At 61.3% G+C, this 22,834-nt stretch carries 23 protein-coding genes and 2 pseudogenes; 12 read left to right on the forward strand and 13 right to left on the reverse strand.

Features of this window, described 5'->3' with window-relative positions; all coding sequences use genetic code 11:
- The first annotated feature begins 48 nt into the window (after positions 1-48).
- The 3 genes from CJEIK_RS07575 to CJEIK_RS07585 all read left to right on the forward strand — a co-directional run bounded on the left by CJEIK_RS07575 (position 49) and on the right by CJEIK_RS07585 (position 2,659).
- Positions 49-765: an SDR family oxidoreductase gene (locus CJEIK_RS07575; protein WP_005293152.1), complete on the forward strand. Its 717-nt coding sequence runs from the start codon at positions 49-51 to the stop codon at positions 763-765.
- A 15-nt stretch (positions 766-780) separates the two neighbouring features.
- Positions 781-1,716: a DUF808 domain-containing protein gene (locus CJEIK_RS07580; RefSeq protein WP_005293154.1), complete on the forward strand. Its 936-nt coding sequence runs from the start codon at positions 781-783 to the stop codon at positions 1,714-1,716.
- 64 nt (positions 1,717-1,780) lie between these two features.
- Positions 1,781-2,659 carry a patatin-like phospholipase family protein gene (locus CJEIK_RS07585; RefSeq protein ID WP_005293156.1) on the forward strand — a complete coding sequence of 293 codons (879 nt, stop codon included), beginning with the start codon at positions 1,781-1,783 and terminating at the stop codon, positions 2,657-2,659.
- Here the strand turns inward: CJEIK_RS07585 and CJEIK_RS07590 are convergent.
- The 4 genes from CJEIK_RS07590 to CJEIK_RS07605 all read right to left on the reverse strand — a co-directional run bounded on the left by CJEIK_RS07590 (position 2,652) and on the right by CJEIK_RS07605 (position 6,633).
- Entirely contained in the window at positions 2,652-3,308 is a 657-nt protein-coding gene (locus tag CJEIK_RS07590) for a hypothetical protein (RefSeq protein WP_005293158.1), read from the reverse strand. The genes CJEIK_RS07585 and CJEIK_RS07590 overlap by 8 nt on opposite strands.
- Before the next feature lie 99 nt (positions 3,309-3,407).
- Positions 3,408-4,601 (reverse strand): MFS transporter, encoded by a 1,194-nt coding sequence (locus CJEIK_RS07595; RefSeq protein ID WP_005293161.1) that lies wholly within the window; start codon positions 4,599-4,601, stop codon positions 3,408-3,410.
- Positions 4,602-4,739: 138 nt separating this feature from the next.
- Positions 4,740-5,243, reverse strand: a complete 504-nt coding sequence (locus tag CJEIK_RS07600) for a 2'-5' RNA ligase family protein (RefSeq protein ID WP_005293164.1) — start codon at positions 5,241-5,243, stop codon at positions 4,740-4,742.
- Positions 5,244-5,334: 91 nt separating this feature from the next.
- Positions 5,335-6,633, reverse strand: coding sequence for a metallophosphoesterase family protein (locus CJEIK_RS07605; RefSeq protein WP_231913396.1), 1,299 nt, complete (start codon positions 6,631-6,633; stop codon positions 5,335-5,337).
- Positions 6,634-6,801: 168 nt separating this feature from the next.
- Between CJEIK_RS07605 and CJEIK_RS07610 the strand changes: the two genes are divergently transcribed.
- A complete protein-coding gene (locus CJEIK_RS07610) occupies positions 6,802-7,578 on the forward strand; it encodes a MerR family transcriptional regulator (RefSeq protein WP_005293171.1) in 777 nt (258 codons plus the stop codon).
- Between the two features lie 22 nt (positions 7,579-7,600).
- Positions 7,601-8,278, forward strand: coding sequence for a YoaK family protein (locus CJEIK_RS07615; protein ID WP_005293173.1), 678 nt, complete (start codon positions 7,601-7,603; stop codon positions 8,276-8,278).
- A gap of 27 nt (positions 8,279-8,305) precedes the next feature.
- Here the strand turns inward: CJEIK_RS07615 and CJEIK_RS07620 are convergent, their stop codons facing one another.
- Positions 8,306-8,545 carry a type II toxin-antitoxin system Phd/YefM family antitoxin gene (locus CJEIK_RS07620; RefSeq protein ID WP_005293177.1) on the reverse strand — a complete coding sequence of 80 codons (240 nt, stop codon included), beginning with the start codon at positions 8,543-8,545 and terminating at the stop codon, positions 8,306-8,308.
- Between the two features lie 173 nt (positions 8,546-8,718).
- Here CJEIK_RS07620 and CJEIK_RS07625 point away from each other — a divergent pair, with 173 nt between their 5' ends.
- The 4 genes from CJEIK_RS07625 (at position 8,719) to CJEIK_RS07640 (ending at position 11,890) form a co-directional block, all read left to right on the forward strand.
- Positions 8,719-9,867, forward strand: coding sequence for an ABC transporter permease (locus tag CJEIK_RS07625; RefSeq protein ID WP_005293179.1), 1,149 nt, complete (start codon positions 8,719-8,721; stop codon positions 9,865-9,867).
- Entirely contained in the window at positions 9,864-10,571 is a 708-nt protein-coding gene (locus tag CJEIK_RS07630) for an ABC transporter ATP-binding protein (protein ID WP_005293181.1), read from the forward strand. The genes CJEIK_RS07625 and CJEIK_RS07630 overlap by 4 nt, the downstream gene beginning before the upstream one ends.
- Before the next feature lie 54 nt (positions 10,572-10,625).
- Positions 10,626-11,192 carry a TetR/AcrR family transcriptional regulator gene (locus tag CJEIK_RS07635; protein ID WP_005293183.1) on the forward strand — a complete coding sequence of 189 codons (567 nt, stop codon included), beginning with the start codon at positions 10,626-10,628 and terminating at the stop codon, positions 11,190-11,192.
- A 71-nt stretch (positions 11,193-11,263) separates the two neighbouring features.
- Complete coding sequence (locus CJEIK_RS07640) at positions 11,264-11,890, forward strand: hypothetical protein (RefSeq protein WP_005293185.1); 627 nt, start codon at positions 11,264-11,266, stop codon at positions 11,888-11,890.
- 6 nt (positions 11,891-11,896) lie between these two features.
- On the opposite strand, the gene CJEIK_RS07645 is transcribed toward CJEIK_RS07640, so the two are convergent.
- From CJEIK_RS07645 to CJEIK_RS07675, 7 genes and pseudogenes are all read right to left on the reverse strand, one after another.
- Positions 11,897-12,202, reverse strand: a complete 306-nt coding sequence (locus CJEIK_RS07645; RefSeq protein ID WP_005293187.1) for a HigA family addiction module antitoxin — start codon at positions 12,200-12,202, stop codon at positions 11,897-11,899.
- Between the two features lie 8 nt (positions 12,203-12,210).
- Positions 12,211-12,491 (reverse strand): annotated as a pseudogene (locus CJEIK_RS07650) (type II toxin-antitoxin system RelE/ParE family toxin).
- A 509-nt stretch (positions 12,492-13,000) separates the two neighbouring features.
- A pseudogene (locus CJEIK_RS07655) lies at positions 13,001-13,686 on the reverse strand (DUF305 domain-containing protein).
- A gap of 88 nt (positions 13,687-13,774) precedes the next feature.
- A complete protein-coding gene (locus CJEIK_RS07660; RefSeq protein ID WP_011273873.1) occupies positions 13,775-15,970 on the reverse strand; it encodes a copper-translocating P-type ATPase in 2,196 nt (731 codons plus the stop codon).
- 51 nt (positions 15,971-16,021) lie between these two features.
- Positions 16,022-16,348 carry a heavy-metal-associated domain-containing protein gene (locus CJEIK_RS07665; protein WP_011273874.1) on the reverse strand — a complete coding sequence of 109 codons (327 nt, stop codon included), beginning with the start codon at positions 16,346-16,348 and terminating at the stop codon, positions 16,022-16,024.
- Between the two features lie 140 nt (positions 16,349-16,488).
- Positions 16,489-17,616, reverse strand: coding sequence for a sensor histidine kinase (locus tag CJEIK_RS07670; RefSeq protein ID WP_005293210.1), 1,128 nt, complete (start codon positions 17,614-17,616; stop codon positions 16,489-16,491).
- Positions 17,613-18,335, reverse strand: coding sequence for a response regulator transcription factor (locus CJEIK_RS07675; protein ID WP_005293213.1), 723 nt, complete (start codon positions 18,333-18,335; stop codon positions 17,613-17,615). Before CJEIK_RS07675 ends, CJEIK_RS07670 begins: the two co-directional genes overlap by 4 nt.
- A gap of 404 nt (positions 18,336-18,739) precedes the next feature.
- Between CJEIK_RS07675 and CJEIK_RS07680 the strand changes: the two genes are divergently transcribed.
- The 3 genes from CJEIK_RS07680 to CJEIK_RS07690 all read left to right on the forward strand — a co-directional run bounded on the left by CJEIK_RS07680 (position 18,740) and on the right by CJEIK_RS07690 (position 21,640).
- Entirely contained in the window at positions 18,740-19,315 is a 576-nt protein-coding gene (locus CJEIK_RS07680; RefSeq protein ID WP_034964629.1) for a CueP family metal-binding protein, read from the forward strand.
- 71 nt (positions 19,316-19,386) lie between these two features.
- On the forward strand, positions 19,387-20,868 hold the full coding sequence (locus CJEIK_RS07685; protein WP_005293220.1) for a multicopper oxidase family protein: 1,482 nt from the start codon (positions 19,387-19,389) through the stop codon (positions 20,866-20,868).
- A 397-nt stretch (positions 20,869-21,265) separates the two neighbouring features.
- Positions 21,266-21,640: a type IIL restriction-modification enzyme MmeI gene (locus tag CJEIK_RS07690; protein ID WP_332253768.1), complete on the forward strand. Its 375-nt coding sequence runs from the start codon at positions 21,266-21,268 to the stop codon at positions 21,638-21,640.
- A 102-nt stretch (positions 21,641-21,742) separates the two neighbouring features.
- Here CJEIK_RS07690 and erm read toward each other — a convergent pair whose 3' ends face one another.
- Entirely contained in the window at positions 21,743-22,597 is an 855-nt protein-coding gene (erm, locus tag CJEIK_RS07695; protein WP_005293223.1) for a 23S ribosomal RNA methyltransferase Erm, read from the reverse strand.
- Positions 22,598-22,834 lie beyond the last annotated feature (237 nt).

A 22,834-nucleotide genomic window follows, 5' to 3' on the forward strand; every position in this document is an offset into this window, starting at 1 on the left:
AAGGTGCTTAGGAACGAACCAAAACGCACTTCTAGGAGGCGCTGACAGATGTCGACCCAGAACGCACGGAACGCACAGAACGTCATGATCCTCGGAGGCCACGGCAAGGTGGCGCTGCTGGCGTCTCCGAAACTTGTAGAGGCCGGCCACACGGTCACTTCCGTGGTGCGCAACCCCGATCACGTGGCAGACGTGGAGGCCACCGGCGCGAAGGCCGTGGTGCAGGACATAGAGCAGCTGGATGTGGCTGGCTTCGAGAAGCTTTTCGCCGATCAGGACGTGATCATCTGGTCCGCGGGTGTGGGCGGTGGCGACGATGAGCGCACCCTCCGTGTGGACCGCGATGCGGCGATCCGCTCCATCGACGGCGCCGGAACCAAGCGCTTTGTCATGGTCAGCTACTTCAATTCTCGCGCCGATCACGGTGTGCCGGAAGACCACTCGATGTTCACCTACTGCGAGGCGAAGGCCGCCGCGGACGACCACCTGCGTGCTTCTTCCACCAAGTGGACGATCGTCGGCCCGTCCGCGCTGACGATGGACGAGCCGACCGCTAAGATCGAAACACGCTCCCCGAAGGCTGATGGCACCGCCAACGGCGACGACACGCTGCAGGCCAGCCAGGTCTCCCGCGCCGACGTGGCCGCCGTCATCGCCGAGGTTGTGGATCGCCCGAACCTGGTCGGCCACTTCATCGAGTTCAACACGGGCGACACCCCCATCACCGAGGCGCTCGACGCACACGCCGAGAACCAATCGGCTTAAGAGAAAGAGAATTTCATGGCAGCTGGCCTTGCGGCACTACTAGACGACATTGCGCTTATCGCTAAGAAAGCCGCGGCCACGACGGATGACGTCGCTGCCATCGCCGGGCGTACCTCGACGAAGGCGGCTGGGGTTGTTATTGATGACGCCGCCGTCACCCCGAAGTTCGTCGCTGGGGTATCCCCGGCGCGCGAGCTGCCGATCATTTGGAAGATCACCAAAGGCAGCCTCGTCAACAAGCTGATTATTATCCTGCCGATCATCTTGCTACTGAGTTGGCTGCTGCCCGGCGCGCTGACTCCCCTGCTGATGCTCGGCGGATTCTACCTTTCTTTCGAAGGCGCTGAGAAAGTCCTGGAGAAGGTAGGTCTGGGTAGCCACGGCGAGGGAGAATCAGACGATGGCGATGAGGAGAAAGACCAGTCCGAAAGCGCACTGGTGCGCGGGGCGATCCTCACCGACCTGATCCTCTCTGCGGAGATCATGGTGATTTCCCTGAACGAGGTTGCCGACCAGCCACTTTTGACGCGCGCCCTGGTGCTGATCCTGGTCGGCCTCATAGTCACTTTCGCCGTCTACGGCGTGGTGGGCGTACTCATCAAGATCGACGACATCGGACTTGCCCTCGCCAACAAGGAAGGCGTCAGCAAGGGGATGAAGAAGTTCGGCCTGTTCCTGGTCAAAGGAATGCCAAAACTGCTGACCGCCATCGGCATCATCGGCACCCTAGCCATGCTGTGGGTCGGTGGACATATCCTGCTGGTTGGCTTCGATGAGCTGGGCCTGCACTGGCCTTACCAGGCGGTGCACCACGTGGTGGAGAACTTTGAGCACCTCGGGGGCGCGGTAACCTGGCTGATGGAGACCGGTTTCAGCTTGCTGTTCGGCCTGCTAGTCGGCGCACTCATCGCCGTGGTGGTCGGCGGGGTAAAGAAACTGCGCGCCCGCTAAGCGCTGCAGGTGCGCTACACATGTAAATACAGAATTCCGCTAGAAGCCTAAGGAGGCTCACCTCTTGTCTGCGAAGGACGTAGCCCTCGTGCTCGAGGGCGGTGGCATGCGCAACAGCTACACCGCCGCCTGCATCGACCAGCTGCTGGAGCACAATATCGAGTTCGGCTGGGTCGGCGGCATCAGTGCCGGAGCTTCCCATACCGTGAACTTCCTTTCTGGCGATAGGAAGCGAGCCCGCGAGTCCTTCGTGGAATTCGGTGGACACCCAAAGACCGGCGGGTTCAAGTCCCTACTCAAGGGCACCGGCTACTTCAACGCGGAGTACATTTACGAGACCGCTGGCGCACCCGGCAACGATCTGCCCTTCGACTGGGAAACTTTCCAGCGTTCGAACTCCCAGGTATGCATCGGCGCGACCCGTGCGGATAACGGCGAGACAGTCTATTGGCGCCGCGAGGACATCAAAGACCTGCCGGATCTCATGCGCAAGGTCCGCGCCAGCTCTACCCTGCCGGGCCTCATGCCCGTGCCCACCATCGACGGGGTGGATTATGTCGATGGTGCCCTCGGAGATTCCGGTGGCCTGCTGATCGATGCCGCCATTGAGGATGGCTTTGAGAAGTTCCTGGTGCTGCGCACCAAGCCCAAGGGCTACGTCCGCCCCGCGCTACGGAGCCCAAAGCTAGTTAAGTCACTACTACGCTCTCGCCCGGCCGTAGCCCAGGCAATGATCGACCGGCCGCCGAAATACAACCTAGCCTCCGACAAGATCGCGGAGTTAGAGGCCAAGGGCCAGGCGTTGGTGTTCTACCCGGAGAAGATGAACGTCAGCAATACCGAGCGCCGGTTGGAACGCCTGAAGCAATCCTGGAGCGACGGGTTGGAGCAGACCAAGCGCGAATGGGAAACGTGGATGGAGTTTCTGGGCGAATCTAAATGATGCTCAGCAAACCCAGCACGATGAGCATCGCCGCCACCACATAGCCCGCCAGCGCCACCATCTGTTCCTTTCTATGGCGTAGCCCATCGATGAACCGAGCCAGTGCGCTTTCCGGCTTACGCAGAACAAAGCCCAGCGCCAGGCCAGACAGCGCCGGCAGGCTCAGCGCGAGCGTGGCATAGAGGAAGACCGCAAAGTATTTCGCCGCAGAGCTGATTCCCACGGTGCTCAAGTACGCCAGGCCAGCAAAGAAAGGCGCGGACGTCGCGGATTGGACGATTCCCAGGGCCATGCCCGAGAGGAAGGTCCCCCACGACGCTCGGCGGAGGGGGCGGGCCAGACGATTGATCATGGGGGTGGGATCGCCGCCTCGTAGCGTCAAGAAGGCACTTAGAAGACCCACCGCAATGAGGACCAGACCAAATATCGGCGAGGCCAAGGCGGTCTGCACGGCATCCGAAATCCCGTTGAACAGCAGCAACACAGCCAGCGACAGCAGGAACACTCCGAACCAGTCCCCCGCCACCAGCACTGCGGCGATGGGCGCGTAGCGGCGCGGCTTCGGGTGCATCACCGCGACAGCGAAAAGCACGCCGATGAGCAGCACGTTGACGGAATCGGCCAACGCGAAGCTCACGGCGTGCAGCATGCGGGGGATCCTTTCGGTGGCTCCCACAGCACCTGAACGATCTACCTAAACAATCTTGGGTCAGGGCGCGGGAAGGAGGGGGTGGAACTCTAGCGAACTCTAGCGAACCTTCCGGCCGTGAACAAGGAAGTACACGGCGGCGCTGACCGCGACCAGCCCGGCCAGCATCGTGTACATCGCCTGGTAGCTGGTGGCAGAAACGATCATGCCCAGCAGGATCGGGCCGAAGCCCACGCCGACGTCCAGCAACAAGAAGAGCGTGGAAATGCCCGCGCCCATCTGGTGGGGCTCGACAGCCTTGACGGAGATCGCCTGCGCGGCTGGCATTAGCGAACCATAGCCCAAGCCCGTCAGTGCACCGGCCAGAACCACCATCCAGTCCTGAGTAGAGAACGCGAGCACAACCAGGGCGATGGCGAAGGTAACCAAGCCCAGGTAGATCACAATGTTGTCGCCCTTCTGGTCCTGGATCTTGCCCAGAACGAAGCGCATCACGAGGGTCACCAGTGCATAGGCTAGGAAGAAGTATTTGGCGCCGGTGACCAGGTCGTTGTCCTCGGAGTAGCTGTTCAGGTAGGTGATCACACCTGCGTAGCACACACCGACCAACAGCATAAAGAAGCCGATGGGGGCAACCTTCGGGTGCACGATAGCCGAGAGGCTAAAGGTCGGACGGTGGTGGTGCGCATCCGCGCCCTTGGGCTCTGGGGAACGCACCAGCAAGGACAGCAGGAAGGCCACGATGGACATGCCCACCACGACCTGGAACATGGTGGTGTAGCCGACGGAGCCCACCAGCCATAGCCCCAGCGCCGGGCCGATCGCGGTGGCCAGCGTGGTACCCAGAGCGAAGTAGCCGGTTCCCTCCGCGCGGCGTGCATTGGGAATCACGGACTGGGCGACGGCCATCACTGCGGTGCTGGCGAAGGCATAACCGATGCCGTGGATAATGCGCACGGCGATCAGCAGCCCCAGGGAGTTTGCGGGAATGTAGAAGGCACAGGTCACGATGACCAACACCAGTGCGGTGAATAGCACTCGCCGCCGCCCCACCGCGTCGACGAAAAACCCCGAAAAGACGCGCGCCCCCGTCGCGCCGATAACGAAGGCACTGGAGGCCAGGCCCGCGCTCGCGTTATTGGCCGCGAATTCTTTGACTGCGTAGCCAGCCATGGTCGTCACGAGGACGTAGAAGATCATGAACTGGGCGAAGTTTACTAACCATGCAAAGACAAAAGCCGGTGTTACAACCGGCTCTTTCGTTGGTGCGGACGTTAGGAACACCTTCTTCATTTAATTGTTTTTATGTTTTATACCGCGGAGCACGTTACCAAACATCTGCAGCCTCGGTGAGACAGGGGCCACTTTTCTGTGTTCTTTCTTTCGCGCTTTCTTTGGGACGCCCCTACGCATCCAGCTCGCAATCAGGCATCAGGCAAGCACCACTCGCTCCCCCACGCTTGGCCTCCAATACGCCGCCTCAGCTGCGGTGATGGACTTAAACTCTCGCGGCGTGATCTGAGACAGGGCGTCAATATAAGAAGGAACAACATCCCGCGGCAACCTTAAACCAACCGTGAGGTGCGGAACCCAACGTGGGCCGCGACCGTCTGGGTTGAGAGCACTGAGCTCGCGGGCGGCGTTTTCCAGCTCGTCCGTGGCTTCGAGCAGCCACGCCACCGTCTGTTTCTTTCCTGTGCCGAAGACGACCACGCCCCGGCGGCTAAGCTCCGAGGGCACGGCGGATGGCAGGATCTCGCGGGCGCGCTCCACGACGTGCGGGGCCATATTCGGAGAGAACGTGACCGTGATGTGCGGAGTCTGCCGCTGTCGCGGAAACCCGCGGGCTGCGAGCTCGTCGAAGATGCCGCGGACGGTGGCGGCCTGCTCGTCGGGCAGGTTCAGCAGGATGTTCTCAGGGGAATTGACGGACATTGTTCTCTATCCTAGCTGGCTGCGCCGAGACCACCGGCGCGTCGCGTTGCCCGGCGGCGCGCTACCCTGCGTCGCGTCGCCCGGCGGCGCGCTACTTGAAGGACACGTACTCCGGAAGGTCAGCAGGCTTTTCCAACGGCTGCTTCTTCGGGTTCATGTCCAGCCCCAGCTCCTTGGCGAATACCAGGCGGGTGGACTTGTAGACTCGCTCGTCGGCCTCGTCCAGCTCGAACACGCGGGCGCCGCGCAGGGTGTGCATGGACCAGGTGCCGTCCTTCAACCCATAGGGGCCGAAACCGGTTCCCGGGCAGTAGCCCAGTTCTACCCCGAAGTAGTTGCCGTTGAAGGTGTTGATGTGGTCGTGGCCGCAGTAGATACCCAGGACGTCGCCGCGCTCGCGGACGGCGGAGTAGATGCCGGGGTTGAAGGCGCCGACGTAAACGTCCTCGTTCTTCACGCCCTCGATGCCGTGGCGCTTCTTGGCCTCGCCATGCTTGATGAGGTCGTTATTGTATGGCCCGCCGAACCACATATCGCGGTGCTCGTAGGTCGGGATGTGGAAGTACATCAGGCCTGGAATCTTCTTGCCGTAGCGCTCTTCGTAGCCCCGGGAGGTATCGCGGTACCACTGGATTTGGTCGCTGTGGATGTAGTCGTAGCCGGGGATCTCCTTGGTCTCCTGACCCGCCAGTTCCTCGCCGATGTAGTTCCCGGAATCCAGCAGCCAGATGGCGAATGCTGGGTTCGGGTTTGCGTTGCCCTGAACCAGCAGGGATACGTTGGATTCGCCGTGGATCGGGTCGTCCGCGACGTTGAGGTTGTACTTGTACTTGCGCACGAAGTTCAGCAGCGCGATCTCGTCGGCTTGAGTGCCGTCCTCCATGGAGTCTTCGTCGTGGTTACCGAAGGTGATGGCCCATGGGATCTTGCGGGACTCCATCGGCAGCACCACATTGTTTACCGCCTGGAATGCCTGTTCGGTGGTTTTGGGGCCAGAGGAGATCACGTCACCGTTGATCAGCGCAAAGTCCGGCTTCTCCTGGTCCAACACCTTGCCCATGAACTCGATGGTGCGGCGATCAGTGAGGTGATCGTCTTGAGTGTCATTGAACTGGACGATCTTGAACTTGCCGTCGCCGTTGAACTTCAGCGGCATGTCCGCGCCGCCGTTGTTGTCGCCACCGCCGTTTCCGCGCCCCGGGCCGAAGCTGGATCCGGCCAGCGAGCCTGCTGACGAGTTCCACGCCTGTGCCTGCGCTGCTGGCGCAAGTGCAGCGGTGACGCCCAACGCTCCGGTTCCCGCCAGGAAGTTACGGCGGTTCACATTGAACTGCTTGGGCGCATTCTGGCCTTCCAGCTGCTGCGATTTTTTAGATGAATTACTAGACAAGGTAATTGAGTTCCTTTTCCTGCGAGAATTGAACTTCCACAAGCTATCGGCCGCAGGTAAGCGCAAGGTTTCCTGAAGATGAATTCATAACAACTTCGCGTCTTCCCTCTCCACCGCTTGACCACTTCGCTTGACCTTGCCGTTGCGGCAACCGAAAGGATGTAGCCCATGACCGAATACACGATTGGTGATGCTGCAGATTTTTTGGGTGTGACGCCCAAAGCCCTGCGCCATTGGGATTCCATTGGGCTACTCAGCCCACAGTGGCGCACACTGGGCGACTACCGCCTCTATACCGAGGAAGATCTGCGCGTCGGCGCGGCCATTGTGCTGTACCGGGACATGGGTTTCAAGCTGGCGGAGATTCCCGACCTGATTGAAGCGCCTTCCGACGCTGCCCTTGACCGTGCCCTCCGCGCCCATCGGGAAGCCTTGGCGCGCAAGCGCGACGAGGTGGAGAGCCAATTGCGTGCGGTCGAGGATTTGATAACAACAACCCGAGTGGAGGGATACACCATGGAACAAATGGACAAGATCAAGCAGTACTTCGGCGAGCAGATGCCCGCCTACCAGGAGGAAGCTCGCGAGCGTTGGGGCGACACCCCTGAATACCAGCAGTCCCAGGAAAAGCTGGCCTCTATGGGTGACGGCGACTTCCAGGAGGTTAAGGCCAACCACGACCGCTTCGTGGCGGATCTGGTAGCTGCCCGAGATGGTGGCGTCACCCCCGATAGCGAAGAAGCACAAGAACTCGTGGAGCGGCACCGCGCAACGATTAACCAGTGGTACGAGGTTACGACCTCGCGGCAGCTGATTCTGGCACGGATGTACGTGGACGACGAGCGTTTTGCCGAGGCATACCAGGGCGCACAGGATTACCTGCTTTCGCTAGTGGAACACCGTGCGAAGCAGGAGGGAATCACCAATCCCAGCTGGGATGACTAGCTAGGGTTGCTACGATTGCGCCATGAAAGGCTACCGCACCGGAGAACATGCACTGGCGATCTACTTATCCTCCATTGCAGGATTCGTAGATACGCTGGGCTTTTTGTATCTGGGAGGGTACTTCCTGTCGTTCATGTCGGGTAACACCACGCGCCTGACTGCGGCGGTCAATGCGGGGAAATGGGACGTCGCGATGACGGCTGGCGGGGTCATGGCGCTGTTCCTCATCGGCGTGGGAATTGGGGCGCTTATCAGTCAACTCGGGCGGCGCTATTTGCCCCCGACGCGCACGCGCGAAGCGATTCTTCTGTTTATCTGCACCACCTCAACGATTGCCTCCGTACTGGTCTTAACCGGGCACGAACAGTTGGCGGTGTACAGCCTGTCATTCACCGTGGGCGCTATGAATTCCACGTTCGAGCGCGACGGCGAGGTGAGCATTTCCCTGACGTACATGACGGGCACGCTGGTGAAGATGTCTCAGCGGTTCGTGGCCGCACTCTTCGGTGGCCCGCACTTGGATTGGCTCCGCTATTTCGCTCTGTGGATGGCGCTAGCCTGCGGGGCACTCCTGGGCGGCTGGATGTATGTCCAGGTGGGTCTGCACGCGGTTCTGGTGGTGACGGGCATGCTGTACGCGGGAACCGTGACTGCACTGGTGTACCGCCAATGGCGGCGCAACCGTGGGCTGGCGGTTTAGCGCTAGTGGACTAGAGCTCCCAGGGGTTCAAATTGAGCATCCTCGCGGCTCGAAGTCCATCCGTTCGTCCTCGAGGTCAATGTCCTCTTCCATTTGCAACCGCGAAGCCCAGTCTTCATTCGAGCCGGAGATCTTCCTGTAGTCATCAATGGAAAGCAATACGAAGGCCGGCTCACCTCGATCAGTAATAACAACTGGCCCCTCACCGGCCTTCCTTTTCGCGTAACTCACATCCTGATGGAACTCACGCGCGCTCACGCTAGTCATAGCCAACCTCCTGACGCAACAACGTAACTACAAAATAGCGCGAAAAGTCTGGGCGTCTTTCATAACAAGTTAGAAACACCCTGTTTTTATCTTGGCAACACATCGTTGCTAAAGTCTGTGTAGCGACTGATCAACCGCTCACCTCTCCAACCCCAACCCCAGGGATTTTCATCATGTTTCTAGCCTTGCGCGAAATGCTTTTTGCGCGCACCCGATTCCTTCTCATGAGCGTCGTGTTGGCACTCATATCCTTGCTGGTCGTCATCATCTCCGGCCTCACAGCCGGATTGGTTAACGACGGTGTTTCCGGTCTGAAGGCAATGGATAGTGACGTCATCGCTTTCGCCGATGGCACCCAGACCGATTCGGCCTTCACGCGCTCCATCGTTGACATCACAGAGGCCGACAAGTTCGCCAACATCGACGGGGTGGAAGAGGCCGCCCCACTGGGCCTAACCATTGCAAACGCTCACAACCAGGACGGTAAAGCTATCGACCTCACCCTCCTCGGCGTAAAGCCCGGTTCTTTCATCGCACCGGAGGGCCTTCCAGAACAAAGCACCACCCCTAACGGCGGCGCCCCTACCAAGACCAAGCACGAGATCGTCGTATCCTCCACCCTCCAAGACGAAGGCATCAAAGAAGGAGACACCATCACGATCGATCGCCTTGAGATCCCGTTGAAGGTCGTCGGCTTCACCGATGGCCAGCGCACCTTCGGCCACGTCGATGCCGCTTACCTACCCCTCGATGTCTGGCAGGAAATCCACACCGGCGCACGTAAGGGCGAAAAGGTAAGCCCAGAGGCGTACAAGGAAATCTCCGTTATCGCCGCCCGCACGCAGGATAAACCAGACACTGGGGCGCTCTCCGACGCCTCCGGCCTGGACGTCCGCACCCTCAAGGAAAGCTTCGACTCCTCCCCCGGCTACACCGCCGAAATGATGACCCTTTCCATGATCAAGTGGTTCCTCTACGTCATCGCCGCCCTGGTCACCGGCGCCTTCTTCCTAGTGTGGACAATCCAGCGCGCTGGCAATATCGCCGCGCTGCGTGCAATGGGAGCCACGAAGGGCTTCCTGCTACGCGACAGCCTGGGCCAAGCCGTCATCATCCTAGGCGCGTCCGTCATCGTCGGTGCACTCATCGCCGTCGGCCTCGGAAGCCTCCTGGAAACCACGGCCATGCCCTACGCCACCGAACTCGGATCCGTCCTTAGCGGCAGCGCGATCCTCTTCGTATCTGGCCTGATCGGCGCGCTGATCGCCGTCGTCCGCGTCACCCGCACCAACCCACTCGCAGCCCTAGGAGAAAACCGATGAGCCCCGCCTCGCATCTTCCTGCCCAGCACGTTCCCGCCCTGGAACTTAAAGACGCCACGGTGACCTACACCGATGGCGATTCCCAAATCACCGCGTTGGACAAGGTGAACCTGACCGTCGAGCCCGGAGAGTTCGTCGCCGTGGTCGGCCCGTCCGGTTCCGGTAAGTCCACGCTGTTGGCCGTCGCTGGAGCGCTAACCAACCCGGCCGCAGGTGGCGTCACAATCGGCGACGAGGACATCACCAACTACGACGACAAGGAACTAGCCCGCATTCGCCGCGACTACATCGGCTTCGTCTTCCAATCCTCCGGCAGCCTGCCGGGCGCCCTCACCGCCGAGGAACAACTGGAGCTCGCCGCGCGTGTTATGGGTAAGCACGGTCGTTACTCTGGTGCGGAGCTGTTGGAGAAGGTTGGTATGACGCCCCGAGCTAAGCACCGCCCAGGAAATCTGTCGGGTGGCGAACGTCAGCGGGTGGGCATCGCCCGAGCTCTCGTCGGCGACCCACAGGTGTTGCTAGTCGACGAGCCCACCGCGGCTCTGGACCGCAAGCGATCACAAGAAATCGTGGAGCTGCTGGCTCGCGAATGCCACGAATTTAACGTCGCAGGTGTGATGGTCACCCACGATCACGAAGTCTTGAAGCACTGTGACAAGGTCTACGAAATGGTCGATGGGCGCCTGAGCGCTGCATCCAAATAGGCACCCAAATAGGCCTATACGCAGGCCGAAAAGCGGGTAGTAAACTAGGGAACCATGCCGAAGATCACAGAGACGACAGTAGCGGAGCACCGCGCGGTCCAGCACCGCGCAGTGCTGGAGGCCGCCGAGCGGCTGATCGTTGCTGGCGGCGGCAAGGTTCCCTCCCTGGCAGAGGTGGCGGCCGAGGTTGGCCTGGCCCGCCCCAGCGTCTACCGCTACGTCTCCTCCCAACATGATCTGATGGTTCAGCTGCTGGTACTTAACAGCGAAACCTGGCACGACCAGCTGGAAGACAAAGTCAAGGCCGCTCCGCCAGAGCCCGAAGATCGCATCTGCGCTTACGTGGACGCGATGCTCGACCTCTTCGTTCACGGCTCCCACGGCCCGCTGATGGCCGCCGCCCAGCACTTCCCGGAGGCGTTCGCCGAGGAAAGGGTGCAGAAATCGCACGCCGGCTTCAAGGAAATCGTGGATAGCTTCTGCCCCGGTGTTTCCTCCATCGACATCGGATTGCTGAATGCGGCGGTGGTGAGGGCGTCAGAAATAGCAAAAACCCCCGAAGACCTCGAACAAGCGACGGCGACGCTGCACCACATGGCGCGCGCCATCGTGTCGAGCTAATTCGTCGAACTACCTGCCTGATTCTGCTGTTATGCCTGGGCAAGACCGGGCGGCGTTGTAGGCTTTAGGTCATGCGAAATCGCCTTGTTGCACTCTCCATTGCCGCGTTGACGGCCCTCTCGCTTGCAGCTTGTTCGGATGATGAGACTCCGCCTGAGCCGAGCACGGCTTCGTCTTCTAAGGAGTCCGAAGAAGCTTCCGCAGCCGAAGGACAGGAAGATACTTCGGAGGAAGGGCAAGAAGATGAGGCCGCAGATAACGCAGATGACAAGGCCAAAAAGCGGCCCAACCCCACAGCGCCCAGCGACCCGAAGCCCGATAAGGTCGAGCTCGCTCCGAATGAAGCAGCCCTGGAGGGCGAGCTGATGAAGGTACGTTTCAGCGACATGACCCCTCCGGAGGACTTCGCACGAGTGGCGGACATCGTGGACGATAGCGTGGTCTACTACGCGATCAAACTCGATCCGAAGAAGCCCGTGACGGCTAAGTTGGGGGCAGGCATTGGTACCCAGACCCCTGCATGGGCCATCGTTGGTAGCAGCAGTATGCCAAATGAAATGAACTGGGACTCTATGGTCGGGCGCAAAATCCGCGCTATCGCGCACCGGGATAACATGACCTTCGCGACGGACCCATCCGCTCCCCCGACGGCGGTGACGGTCGAGAACTCGGACTACAAGCCGGAGATCCTCGACTAGGGGCCGCTACGCTGAAGCAGCCTGGTATGGCCGAATATTATCGATCTCTGCTAGTGCCTTGTCCTCGGCAAGCTCAATCTCGTACTGCATCTGCAGGTTCATCCAAAACATCGGTTCGACACCAAAAAACTTGCCCAATCTCAGAGCAGTGTCAGCGGTGATTCCGCGCTTCCCGTGCACGATTTCATTGATCCGGCGCGGCGGAACCCCTATCGACACAGCCAGTTTGTGCTGAGTGATTCCAAATCCCTCAATGAAATCCTCAAGCAGAATCTCTCCAGGATGAATCGGCGGGTAAAGCTTGTTCGACATGGCACTCCTTAGTGGTAATCCTCGATGGTCATTTGTTCGGGCCCCGCACTCGTCCACCGAAAAGTGATTCTCCACTGGTCATTCACTCGAATACTGAACGTCCCCTTCCTATCACCTTTTAGAGCCTCTAGGCGATTCCCAGGAGGTACGCGAAGGGAGTCCAGGGTACTGCAGCATCGAGCTGGTGGAGCTTCTTGTTCGCCGACTTGTGGATCCGAGTATCCAGTTTCGGAACCCGCTCACGCAAAAACACCAGTTCCGTCCCTCGGTTCCCGAATGACTGGATCATGCTTCACCCTATCCCCCCATAACGTAAAGCGTCAATAACGCTAAACGTTAAACTTGAACTCCACGACGTGTCGTTGCTAAATACCCTTTACCCTATGGACATACAGTAGAAGCTGCTAGAGATTGAGTAGATACAAAAAGTAAAAAGCGATAGCTAGGATCGCAGTACAACCTTCGAGACCGCGACGACGGCTGCTACCGTAGGCCTCGTTGCCTAACTGACACCAACGCCGTGTCCACTACTCGGGGGACACCCCCAACATTAATGCTGCCCTGCCGGCAGACCAGGGCGGCCGTGTGAGTATCGGACAATAATGCGTAGTCCTCCAAGGGTCTGGACACAGGGGCTTTCCCCTTTCCTCAGTGGTGCGACCAGAGGGAGTAGAAACATCCACCCCGGTGCACCCGCTGCGGTGACAACGACCCATCGCCCGCAGCAGGTGGCAATCGTCACGGTTATCCCTCTTTTTCAGATTCCTGTCCTCGGGATCAGAAAAAGACGGGGACCTGTCATAGGTCAGTGAGCATTTGCTGCATCTGGGCGATCTCGGCCTCCTGGTCGTTGATAATTTGTTCGGCCAGGGTGGTTGCATGGGGATTCTGGCCGTCAGCCACCTCGTCACGGGCCATGTCGACCGCACCTTCGTGGTGGGCGGTCATCTGCTCCAGGTAAAGGCGGGCGGCGCCGGTGCCCTGGGCTTCCTCAAGGGCTGTCATGTCCTCCTGGCTCATCATCCCGCTCATGCCACCCATCTCGCCGTGATCCATTCCACCTATCTCATCCATGGTCCCCATGCCCCAGAGTCGGTGACCGGCTGCTGGCCCCAGGCCTCGAGCATGGCGTTCATCCGGTCAATCTCCGGTCCCTGGGCGTCAATAACCCCCTGGGCAAACTCCACGACCTGGGCGGGGATGCCCTCCTTGGCCAGGAGCATCTCACTCATTTCCACGGTCTGCTTGTGATGGGGGATCATCATCTGGGCAAACATGATGTCCGCGTCGTTGTGATCGGCGGAGATCTCCCCGTCCTCCTCAGTCGCCGCCCTGGTGGTCTCGGTCGTCTCAGCGGTAGTCGTCACAGTGCTGGTGGCCGAGGTGGTGGCGTCGGTGTTGCCTGAGTCGGTGGCCTCACCGCAGGCGGCCAGCGCCAGGGTGGAGGCTACGGCGAGAGCGGAAAGAACAAGGGTGCGCTTTATGGTGGAGCCCTTTCAGGGTCATATGGGGTCAGTGGAGAGAAGTGATGGATCAGTGGACGGCGGTGGATTTCGGAGTAGGCGTGGTGTGTTACTCCTTCGGACTGGTGGGAGCCAGGTGGGCCGGGTCCAGATCAATCCGGCGCAACAGCTGGGCGTTCAGGGCCACCACGATGGTCGAGGCAGACATCAAGATCGCGCCCACGGCCGGGGACAGCACGAACCCGATCGAGGCGAGCACTCCGGCGGCCAGCGGCACGGCGAGGATGTTGTAGCCAGAGGCCCAGACCAGGTTCTGGATCATCTTGCGGTAGCTGGCCTGGGACAGCTCAATCATCGACAGCACTGCCCGCGGGTCATCACTGGCTAGGACCACCCCGGCAGATTCCATGGCCACATCCGTGCCGGCACCGATGGCGATACCGACCTCCGCGCGGGTCAGAGCGGGGGCGTCATTGACACCGTCACCGACCATGGCCACGCTCAAACCCCGGTCCTGCAGCTGCATGACCTTGGTGTCTTTGTCCTGGGGCAGGACCTCGGCGAAGACCTCATCGATCCCCAGGTCCTGGCCAACCGCCTGGGCCACCTGCTGCGCGTCACCGGTGATCATCGCGACCTTCACCCCGCGGTCCTGCAGGGCTTTCACGGCGGCTCGGGATTCGGGGCGGATCTTGTCCTCGACGGCCACCGCACCGATGATCTGACCGTCGCGGACAATATGGAGCACACCGGCCCCACGCCCGGTCCAGGCGCTGGTGGTGTCGGTGAGCTCGGCCGGGGTGGTGAGGTTGAACTCGCGCAGCATGTTCGGCCCGCCCACGAGGATCTCAACGCCATCGACAGTGGCCCGGACCCCCCGGCCGGAGGCGGCGCTGAAACCAGTTGCACGCATTTGCCGACGGGAGGCCTCGGGATGGGCGGCCGCGGCCGCCACGATGGCGCGGGCCACGGGGTGCTCGCTGTCGGCCTCCGCGGCGGAGGCCAGGGCCAGCAACTCGCCCTCGGTGACGCCGACAGCTGCTGCGACACCGGTGACCGCGTGCGCACCCTCGGTCAGGGTGCCGGTTTTGTCGAAGAGTACCACGTCGATGGTGCGCATCCGCTCGAGCGCCATCCGGTCCTTGATGAGCACCCCGAATTTCGCGGCCCGCTCGCTGGAGATCGCAATGACCAGCGGAATCGCCAGGCCCAGAGCGTGCGGGCAGGCGATGACCAGCACCGTGACCGTGCGCACCACGGCATCGTCCGGGCTGCCGATGATGGTCCACACCACCGCGGTGATCAGAGCGGAGATCAGCGCGAACCAGAACAACAACGCTGCCGCCCGATCCGCCAGGGCCTGGGCCCGGGAGGAGGACTCTTGGGCGTCGGCAACCATGCGTTGGATCCCGGCCAGGGCGGTGTCCCCGCCGGTAGCCTCCACCCGGATGCGGACGGTGTTGTCGGTGGCCACAGTACCGGCGACCACCTTGTCACCGGTGTCGCGGAAGACGGGACGGGATTCGCCGGTGATCATCGCCTCATCGAATTCGGCGGCTCCGTCGAGGATGGTTCCGTCGGCCGGCACCCGGGCACCGGCCCTCACCAGCACGACGTCGTCGACGGCCAGCTCGGAGATGGCCACGGTGCGGGTGGTCCCGTCGATGACTTTCTCGGCCTCATCCGGCAGCAGGGCAGCCAGCGCGTCAAGCGCGGAGGACGCGGCCCCGAGAGCGCGCATCTCCAGCCAATGGCCCAGCAGCATGATGGTCACCAGCAGAGCCAGCTCCCACCAGAAGTCCAGGTCAAAACCGCCCAGCCCCAGAGTGGTGACCCAGGAGGCGACAAACGCCACGGTGATGGCCATGGCGATCAGGAGCATCATCCCGGGTTGGCGGGATTTCAGTTCGTTCCATCCGCCCTTGAGGAAAGGCGTTCCGCCGTAGACGAAGATGATCGTGCCCAGCACCGGGGGGATCCAGGTGGATCCGGGGAATGCCGGGAGGTGGTAGCCGAGCAGCTGGGCGACCATGGGGCTGAAAATAACGACGGGAAGGGACAGAATCAGCGACCACCAGAAGCGTTCCCGAAACATTGCGGTGCTGTGTCCGGCGTGTTCGCCGTGACTATGAACGTGGTGGTCGTCGTCCATGGCGGAGTGCGGGTGATCGTGGGGCATCGCCTGGCCGTGGGTGTCGGCATCTGCGTGGTGTTCGTGGCTGGCATGATGCGGGTGGTGGGTGTGGTCTGTTTCCGGAGCGGGGTGATCACCATGGTGATCACCGGAATGGTGGGGAGTACTCATGACGTTCCTTTCGCTCAACCCGGTCGGGGTCGAGATGATGGGTAAAACTGATCAGGATAAGACGGTGTAGCCGGCCTCTTCGATGGCCCGGCGAACCATCTCCGGAGGTACGACACCGGTGACCGTGACGGTGGAAACACCACCAGCAGCGAGGTCAATCTGGACGTCGTCGACCTGGGGGAGGGCCTGAAGGGCCTGGGTCACGCTTTTCACGCAGTGTCCGCAGGTCAGGCCGGTGACCTGGTAGCTCGGGGAGGATCCTCCTGCTGACGAGTCGCTGGCGGCAGGGATGGAGGCGGTGTCGGCACGTGAGGCAGGTCCGCAACAGCTGCAGCCGTTGGAGGCCATCGGCAAGAGGCGGGGCGGGGAGGTGATCATGGGAAAGCTCTTTCGGTTCGGTGGGGTGCGGCGATGCCGCTCTCTAGCGTATACCCCCAGGGGGTATATTTTCAGCATACCCCCTGGGGGTATATTTTCAAGGGGTGGAGGGCACGGCCCTCACGCGGGGCAGGCTGTGGTCACCGAGCAGCCTCCTCACTGTCGGGAGGGGACAGCGGGAGACGGAGGGCAAACACCGCTCCGCGACCAGGTCCGGGGGAGGTGGCGGTGAGAGTGCCGCCGTGAGCCTCGATCAATGCCTTGGAAATGGTCAGACCGATACCGGCCCCGGCGTTGTCCTGGCTGCGGGCGGCATCCCCCCGGTAGAAGCGTTCGAAGATGTGTCCGAGCTGGCCAGGTGGGATGCCCTCACCGTCATCGGCGACCTGGATGAGCGCGGTGGACGCCCCCTGTCGGTGGACGCTGATCCGGACCTGCCCGCCGGCCGGGGTGTGCCGTAGCGCGTTCGACAGGAGATTGCTCAACACCTGGCCGAAGCGTTGCCGGTCCACGAGCACCCGGGCGGTGTCCGTAATGGTCTCGACCTGTAAATCGACGCCTTTGTCAGCATAAGCTTCCCCCGCGGCAGCTGCGGCGGTATGGAGCAGATCCCCGAGCCCTTCCTCCGCCAGGTCCAAATCGATCCGGCGTTCCTGGGCCCGGGAAACATCGTCAATGTCTTCCATCAACCGGGTCAGGCGGGTGAGTTGGTCAGCCATGATCGTGTGGGTGGCATTATTCCAGTCCACGACCCCGTCCTGGAGACCATCGAGGTAGACCGTGAGCACCGATAAGGGGGTGCCCATTTCGTGGGCCAGATCAGAGAGCATCTGGCGGCGGACCTGTTCGGTGTGTTCCAGCCGGTCGGCCATGGTGTTGAAGGCATGCGCCAGGGTGGTGACCTCGGGGCCTGCTTTTCCGGCGGGCACGCGGATACGGGAGTTGCCGGCCGTTAGGCTGGTAGCGGCGCGGGTGAGATCCTGCAGGGGGGTGCGCAGACGACGCGATAACCACAGGCTGGCCAGCAGGGCGCTGATCAAGGCGGTGGGTAGGGCGACGGCCAGGGTGATCAGGTTGGCGCCCCGGTAGGCCTGCTCGGCATGGAACAGCTCCAGCGAAGGGTTCTCCCGGCCGGTCATCAACATATGATCGTGGAACAGGGTCGGGCCCACCATCGTGGCCACGGCCGCGGCCACCAGCAGGCTAATCACCACGACCAACACCTGGGCGGCCAGGAAGCGGAAGGTCAGGCCGGGTCCGTGATTCATGGCTGCCCCACCCGGTAGCCCACGCCACGCACGGTGTCGATAAACCCCCGGCCCCGGGTGTCGGTGCCGAGCTTGCGACGCAAGTTGCCGATGTGGACATCGACGATGCGTTCATCACCGACCCAGGTGGTGTCCCAGACCTCGGTGACCAGGTCGTGGCGGGTCAGCACCTGGCCGGGGCGCAGGGCCAGGGCAACCAGCAGCTCGAACTCCGTGCCGGTGAGCTCCACGGTCGTCTCCCCCACCCGCACCTGGTGGGCGACGGGGTCAAGGATGAGGTCACCAACGATCAAGGGGGTGGTCACCTGCGGTGGGGTGGTGCTGGTGCGTGGACGGCGCAGCACCGCATGCACCCGGGTCACCAGTTCCCGGATGCTAAAAGGTTTGGTGATGTAGTCATCCGCCCCCAGGGTCAAACCGCTGATCTTGTCGTCCTCGCTGCCACGCGCGGTGAGCATGAGGATGTAGCAGTCCGAGAAGGTGCGGATCCGTCGGCACACCTCCAGGCCGTCGAGTTCGGGCAGCCCCAGGTCCAGCACCACGACATCGGGGGAAAAGCGACGGGTCTCGTCCACGGCCTGGGTGCCGGTGTGCGCCTGGCGGGTATCGAACCCGGCCCGGATGAGGTAGGAGGCCACCATCTGAGCCAGGGGTTGTTCATCATCGACGACCAGCACCCGCCCCGGGGGCGTGGCGGTGGTCGGTGTGTGGTCAGCCATAGACCCCAGTATCGCTCCGGCCAGGGGGGAATACCATCCTCGCTCAGTGCCCGGCGGGGAATCTTCATCAAATCTTCAAACATCACCCTTCGACCGCCGTCACCCCTGTGCCCCATCCCGCGTCGTCGGCATCGCCTCCCCTGGTCGGTTCAGCAGGCGCCACCAGGGATTTCACTGCTTGCACCGCATACCCGGGGCGGGTGGAAGGACATCGCCCACGGCTGTGGGGTGGTGTTCCGGTGGTGACCCAGCCCACCGAATTCACCCCCCTTTTCGCCCTGTTATAAGACTGTGAGCAGGGCTTTTGATTTCTAGCCCGTCAGGCACCCGTGCTAGATAAAGGTATGGCATCGACCTTGAGGCGGTGTCTTCTCATGGCCCAGCCACGATCCAAGGAGATTGACGTGAAACGAGCAGCGATCGCAGCCGCCGCCCTTGCCCTCGCCCTCACGGGGTGTTCGGCCGCCGACCCGGAACCCACCGCCGATGGGACGGTGTCCCAGGACACATTCCTGACTACCCATGGCCTGGCCGGCATGGACGCGGTGGAGATTATTGATCACCTCGACCGGCAGAAGGTCACTGAGCGTCCCACGGATCTTATCGCCTCAGTGCGTAACGATGAACTGCTGCTCTCGAGCGATGATCAGGAAGTCGTGGTTGATCTTCCCGACAATCAGACGTATGTCTCGATCGCACCCTATCTCACCTCCACCCACGACTGCTTCTACCACAGCCTCACGACCTGCCAGGGGGAACTCGACAATGAGGATATCCAGGTCACGATCACCGATGAGGCGACCGGTGAGGTGCTGGTGGACGAGGCGACAACCACCTTCGACAACGGGTTTGTCGGCTTCTGGCTTCCCGATGATGTCACCGGCCTGATTGAGGTCAGCTACCAGGGGCGTACCGGCACCACGGAGTTTTCCACCGCCGACGACGGTGCCACCTGTGTCACAGACCTGCGCCTGACGTGATGGCTCAGCAGGGTCCTCACCTGCGCCTGTCTCCCGTGTCACTGAAATCTTGCACCAAGGACGGTTAAATCATGACGAACGCTTTTTCCCGACGACAGTTTCTGCTCGGCGGGCTCGTCCTCGCCGGCACCGGGGCCGTGGCCGCCTGCACCAGCGACCCTGGACCCGCTGCCTCGGCACCAGGTCCCTCCCTTCGCCCCACTCCCACCCCCACTACGCTCGGTGAGCCGACGGTGCGCCGGACACTGACCGCCCGGCCCCTCTCCCTGGATATCGGCGGCATCGAAGCCAAGACGTGGGGATACGTCTCTGACACCGGGGATGCGGCCATTGAGGCCACTGCCGGCGACGTCCTCCAGGTCGATATCACTAACGAACTGCCTGAGAGCACCTCCATCCACTGGCATGGCATCGCACTCCACAACGCAGCCGACGGTGTGCCCGGCATGACCCAGGACCCCATTGAACCTGGCGAGTCTTTCTCCTATGTTTTTGAAGTCCCCCACGGTGGCACCTACTTCTACCATTCCCACTCCGGCCTGCAGCTTGATCGCGGCCTCCACGCCCCACTGATCATCCGTGACCCGCAAGACGCTGAGGACCAGGACGTTGAGTGGACCATCGTGCTCGACGACTGGGTCGATGGCATTCAGGGCACTCCCGACGATGAGCTCGACAAGCTCACCGGAATGGGTTCGGGCGACCATAACGGGAAGAAGGGGATGGGAGGTCACGGCCAGATGATGCACGGCTCCCCGGACCGGGTACTGGGCGGGGATGTCGGCGATGTGATGTATCCGCACTACCTCATCAACGGACGTATCCCCCGTGCTCACCGGACCTTCGAGGCTCGCCCGGGCGACAAGGCCCGCCTGCGGTTTATCAACTCCGGCGGTGACACCATCTTCAAGGTGGCCCTCGGTGGTCACCGCATGACCGTCACCCACACCGACGGCTTCCCCGTCCAGCCCCGGGAGACCGAATCGATCTACCTGTCGATGGGCGAGCGTGTCGACGTCGAGGTCATCCTCGGCGACGGCATCTTCCCGCTCACGGCTTTGGCGGTGGGTAAGGACGACCGCGCCTTCGCCGTCATCCGCACCGCCGGCGGCCAGGCCCCCCACCCCGATGTCGACTTCCCCGAGTTGTCGTCCACCGGACTGCTCCTGTCCTCCCTGAAGCCAGCAGACCGTGCACTCCTGCCCGAGGGCACACCAGACCGAGAAGTCAGCATCGACCTGGGCGGGCAGATGATGCCGTATGAATGGAGCATTCTCACCGACGGCCAATCCTCCTCCGCGACCGTGCAGGAGGGCCAGCGCCTGCGGATGGTCATGCGCAACAGGACCATGATGCCCCATCCCATGCACATCCACGGCCACACGTGGGCGCTGCCCGGCAGCGGCGGGCTACGCAAGGACACCGTCCTTCTCCGCCACGGTGAAACCATGATCGCCGACCTGATCGCTGACAACCCCGGTGAGTGGGCATTTCACTGCCATAACGCCTATCACATGGAAACCGGGATGCTCAGCTCGCTTCGCTACGAGTAACCCCCACAGCAGGGTATCGAGCGAGATGCGAAGGTAAATGGCAGCACGTGTTGTTATACGACTAACACTAGCGCGCCTTAGGTTACGTTGAACTTGAACTCCACGGAGTGTCGGCGATAACTAACCATTTGATGCGCGCGTGCGGAATTAACAACGAAATACCGCTAAAACAGACAACATATGGGGTGCACAGAAACACATATAGGTTCTGCGGAAAACCTATAGGGCGCGTCGCTAAAAACCGCTGTGCGCGGAAAACATAAAGGGTTTACGGACCCGGTCCCAGACCCCTCAATACTCTGAGCCGGAAGAATGGAAAGTGGAAGGTTGATGTATCCCCGCTATTTATTTTTTCCGTTTTTCGGAGTACATCGGGAGCTACAACTGCGGACCAGCTCTGTGTGAACTAGATGAGAAGGCGCAGCAGCGAATCATCGACGCTGGACAGTTGGTGCTGCGGGCACGCGAGCGGCACCCCCGGCGGTCACTCGCGGAGCACTACAACCCGTTATCGATGGACCCAATTCTGCTCAAGGCTCACAACAACTTGGACCAGGAAGTCGATAAGGCTTTCGGTGCGGCACGCAAACTCACCAACGAGCGCCACCGCCAGGAGCTACTGTTCGCCAGCTACGGGGAGTTGGCGAGGGGCTATGTCTCCTCGCTTTCATCAAAATCGAAACCACCAGCAGGGTCGTTCCCCGTGCGGGTGATTTTGATCGGCCCGCTGCCGGGTGTAGAACCCTGTCGCTGGCAACGCCGGGAACTATGACTGTGCCCGACGAGAACACGTCACTGTCATAACGCGGCTCACGGTAGACGAGCATGGGTCGTTCACTACTACTGGTGGATTTCGGTTTTGGTGGTGGGGGGATTACCGCCGCCGGCCTCGTTTTTTCCGTTGAGGAGGGCGTTGACTACTTCCCGATTGTGAAATGGGCCGATGGCGCGGTGGAGAGAAACCAGTCACCTGGAAGAGATCGATCCAGTCGCTGGTGCGCAATCTGGGAGGTAGGGTTGCGGGGTCGATTCCTCGCGAGCGCAACCATGATTGTGTCTCTGAACGTGATGAAAACAACCCTGCCCTTCGGAGAATTTCCCCTATCCCGCGTCCCCGGGCGGTGAAAACGGTGTGCACCATCGCCTGAAAGGCTTTGCGCTGCTCTATCGGGATCTTCGGGTCACCCACCCGGCGGATCACTAAGATCCCCCCGTCAACGTTTGGCTGTGGCCGGAAAGCAGACCTTGGTACTCGGGAACCAAGGTGAAATGTGAACCATGGGGACCACTGAGCCGTCATCATTGTGCTTGCGCCTACCCCGGCCCGGCGGCGAGCGACTTCCCACTGCATGAGGAGTACAGCGTCAGTCCATGCCGGCGCATGCAACAACTCTCGAAGAATGGCAGTAGTGAGGTGAAAGGGAATGTTTCCCACAATGACGCAGGGAGTGGCGGGTAACGGGAAGTTAAGGAAATCACCATGGACCACTTCGACCGACGCCGAGGCGGTCTTTTTTGTGAGTTTGGCAGCTAGTTTTGCGTCTACCTCAACTGCCGTTATTGGCCTCCCCAAGCGGGATAGCGGGTGAGTGAGGGCACCGCTTCCTGGCCCGATCTCAATGATGGGGCCAGAGGATTCTTTTACAAGATCGACGATGGAGTTGATGATCTTGTGGTCTGTGAGAAAATTTTGGCCATGTTCGTGACGGCCGTATCCGTATGTAGACATCAGGTGTGCTCCGTGGAGTTGAAACGAAGCCGGGCATGGCAAATGGCCGCCCGGCTAAAGGACCGGAGCGGTTTCTAACCTGCGGGAGGGAGAAAACCGCCTTAGCGGCTGGTGAGCGGCCGCATGAAAACGGAACCTGAAATCAACATGGGCCTATCGTATCCAATTAATTTCGCAGGGTCCAATACGGTGAGAAAGAAGACAACCGCACCGCAACAGTGCAAGACCTCTCTGGAT

Source organism: Corynebacterium jeikeium, assembly GCF_028609885.1.
GTDB classification, from domain to species: domain Bacteria; phylum Actinomycetota; class Actinomycetes; order Mycobacteriales; family Mycobacteriaceae; genus Corynebacterium; species Corynebacterium jeikeium.

Coding starts and splice junctions, on each gene's coding strand:
- CJEIK_RS07575 (WP_005293152.1), top strand. CDS start 49: ATGTCGACCCAGAACGCACGGAACGCACAGAACGTCATGATCCTCGGA.
- CJEIK_RS07580 (WP_005293154.1), top strand. CDS start 781: ATGGCAGCTGGCCTTGCGGCACTACTAGACGACATTGCGCTTATCGCT.
- CJEIK_RS07590 (WP_005293158.1), bottom strand. CDS start 3,308: ATGCTGCACGCCGTGAGCTTCGCGTTGGCCGATTCCGTCAACGTGCTG.
- CJEIK_RS07595 (WP_005293161.1), bottom strand. CDS start 4,601: ATGAAGAAGGTGTTCCTAACGTCCGCACCAACGAAAGAGCCGGTTGTA.
- CJEIK_RS07600 (WP_005293164.1), bottom strand. CDS start 5,243: ATGTCCGTCAATTCCCCTGAGAACATCCTGCTGAACCTGCCCGACGAG.
- CJEIK_RS07610 (WP_005293171.1), top strand. CDS start 6,802: ATGACCGAATACACGATTGGTGATGCTGCAGATTTTTTGGGTGTGACG.
- CJEIK_RS07615 (WP_005293173.1), top strand. CDS start 7,601: ATGAAAGGCTACCGCACCGGAGAACATGCACTGGCGATCTACTTATCC.
- CJEIK_RS07620 (WP_005293177.1), bottom strand. CDS start 8,545: ATGACTAGCGTGAGCGCGCGTGAGTTCCATCAGGATGTGAGTTACGCG.
- CJEIK_RS07625 (WP_005293179.1), top strand. CDS start 8,719: ATGTTTCTAGCCTTGCGCGAAATGCTTTTTGCGCGCACCCGATTCCTT.
- CJEIK_RS07630 (WP_005293181.1), top strand. CDS start 9,864: ATGAGCCCCGCCTCGCATCTTCCTGCCCAGCACGTTCCCGCCCTGGAA.
- CJEIK_RS07635 (WP_005293183.1), top strand. CDS start 10,626: ATGCCGAAGATCACAGAGACGACAGTAGCGGAGCACCGCGCGGTCCAG.
- CJEIK_RS07640 (WP_005293185.1), top strand. CDS start 11,264: ATGCGAAATCGCCTTGTTGCACTCTCCATTGCCGCGTTGACGGCCCTC.
- CJEIK_RS07645 (WP_005293187.1), bottom strand. CDS start 12,202: ATGTCGAACAAGCTTTACCCGCCGATTCATCCTGGAGAGATTCTGCTT.
- CJEIK_RS07660 (WP_011273873.1), bottom strand. CDS start 15,970: ATGAGTACTCCCCACCATTCCGGTGATCACCATGGTGATCACCCCGCT.
- CJEIK_RS07665 (WP_011273874.1), bottom strand. CDS start 16,348: ATGATCACCTCCCCGCCCCGCCTCTTGCCGATGGCCTCCAACGGCTGC.
- CJEIK_RS07670 (WP_005293210.1), bottom strand. CDS start 17,616: ATGAATCACGGACCCGGCCTGACCTTCCGCTTCCTGGCCGCCCAGGTG.
- CJEIK_RS07675 (WP_005293213.1), bottom strand. CDS start 18,335: ATGGCTGACCACACACCGACCACCGCCACGCCCCCGGGGCGGGTGCTG.
- CJEIK_RS07685 (WP_005293220.1), top strand. CDS start 19,387: ATGACGAACGCTTTTTCCCGACGACAGTTTCTGCTCGGCGGGCTCGTC.
- erm (WP_005293223.1), bottom strand. CDS start 22,597: ATGTCTACATACGGATACGGCCGTCACGAACATGGCCAAAATTTTCTC.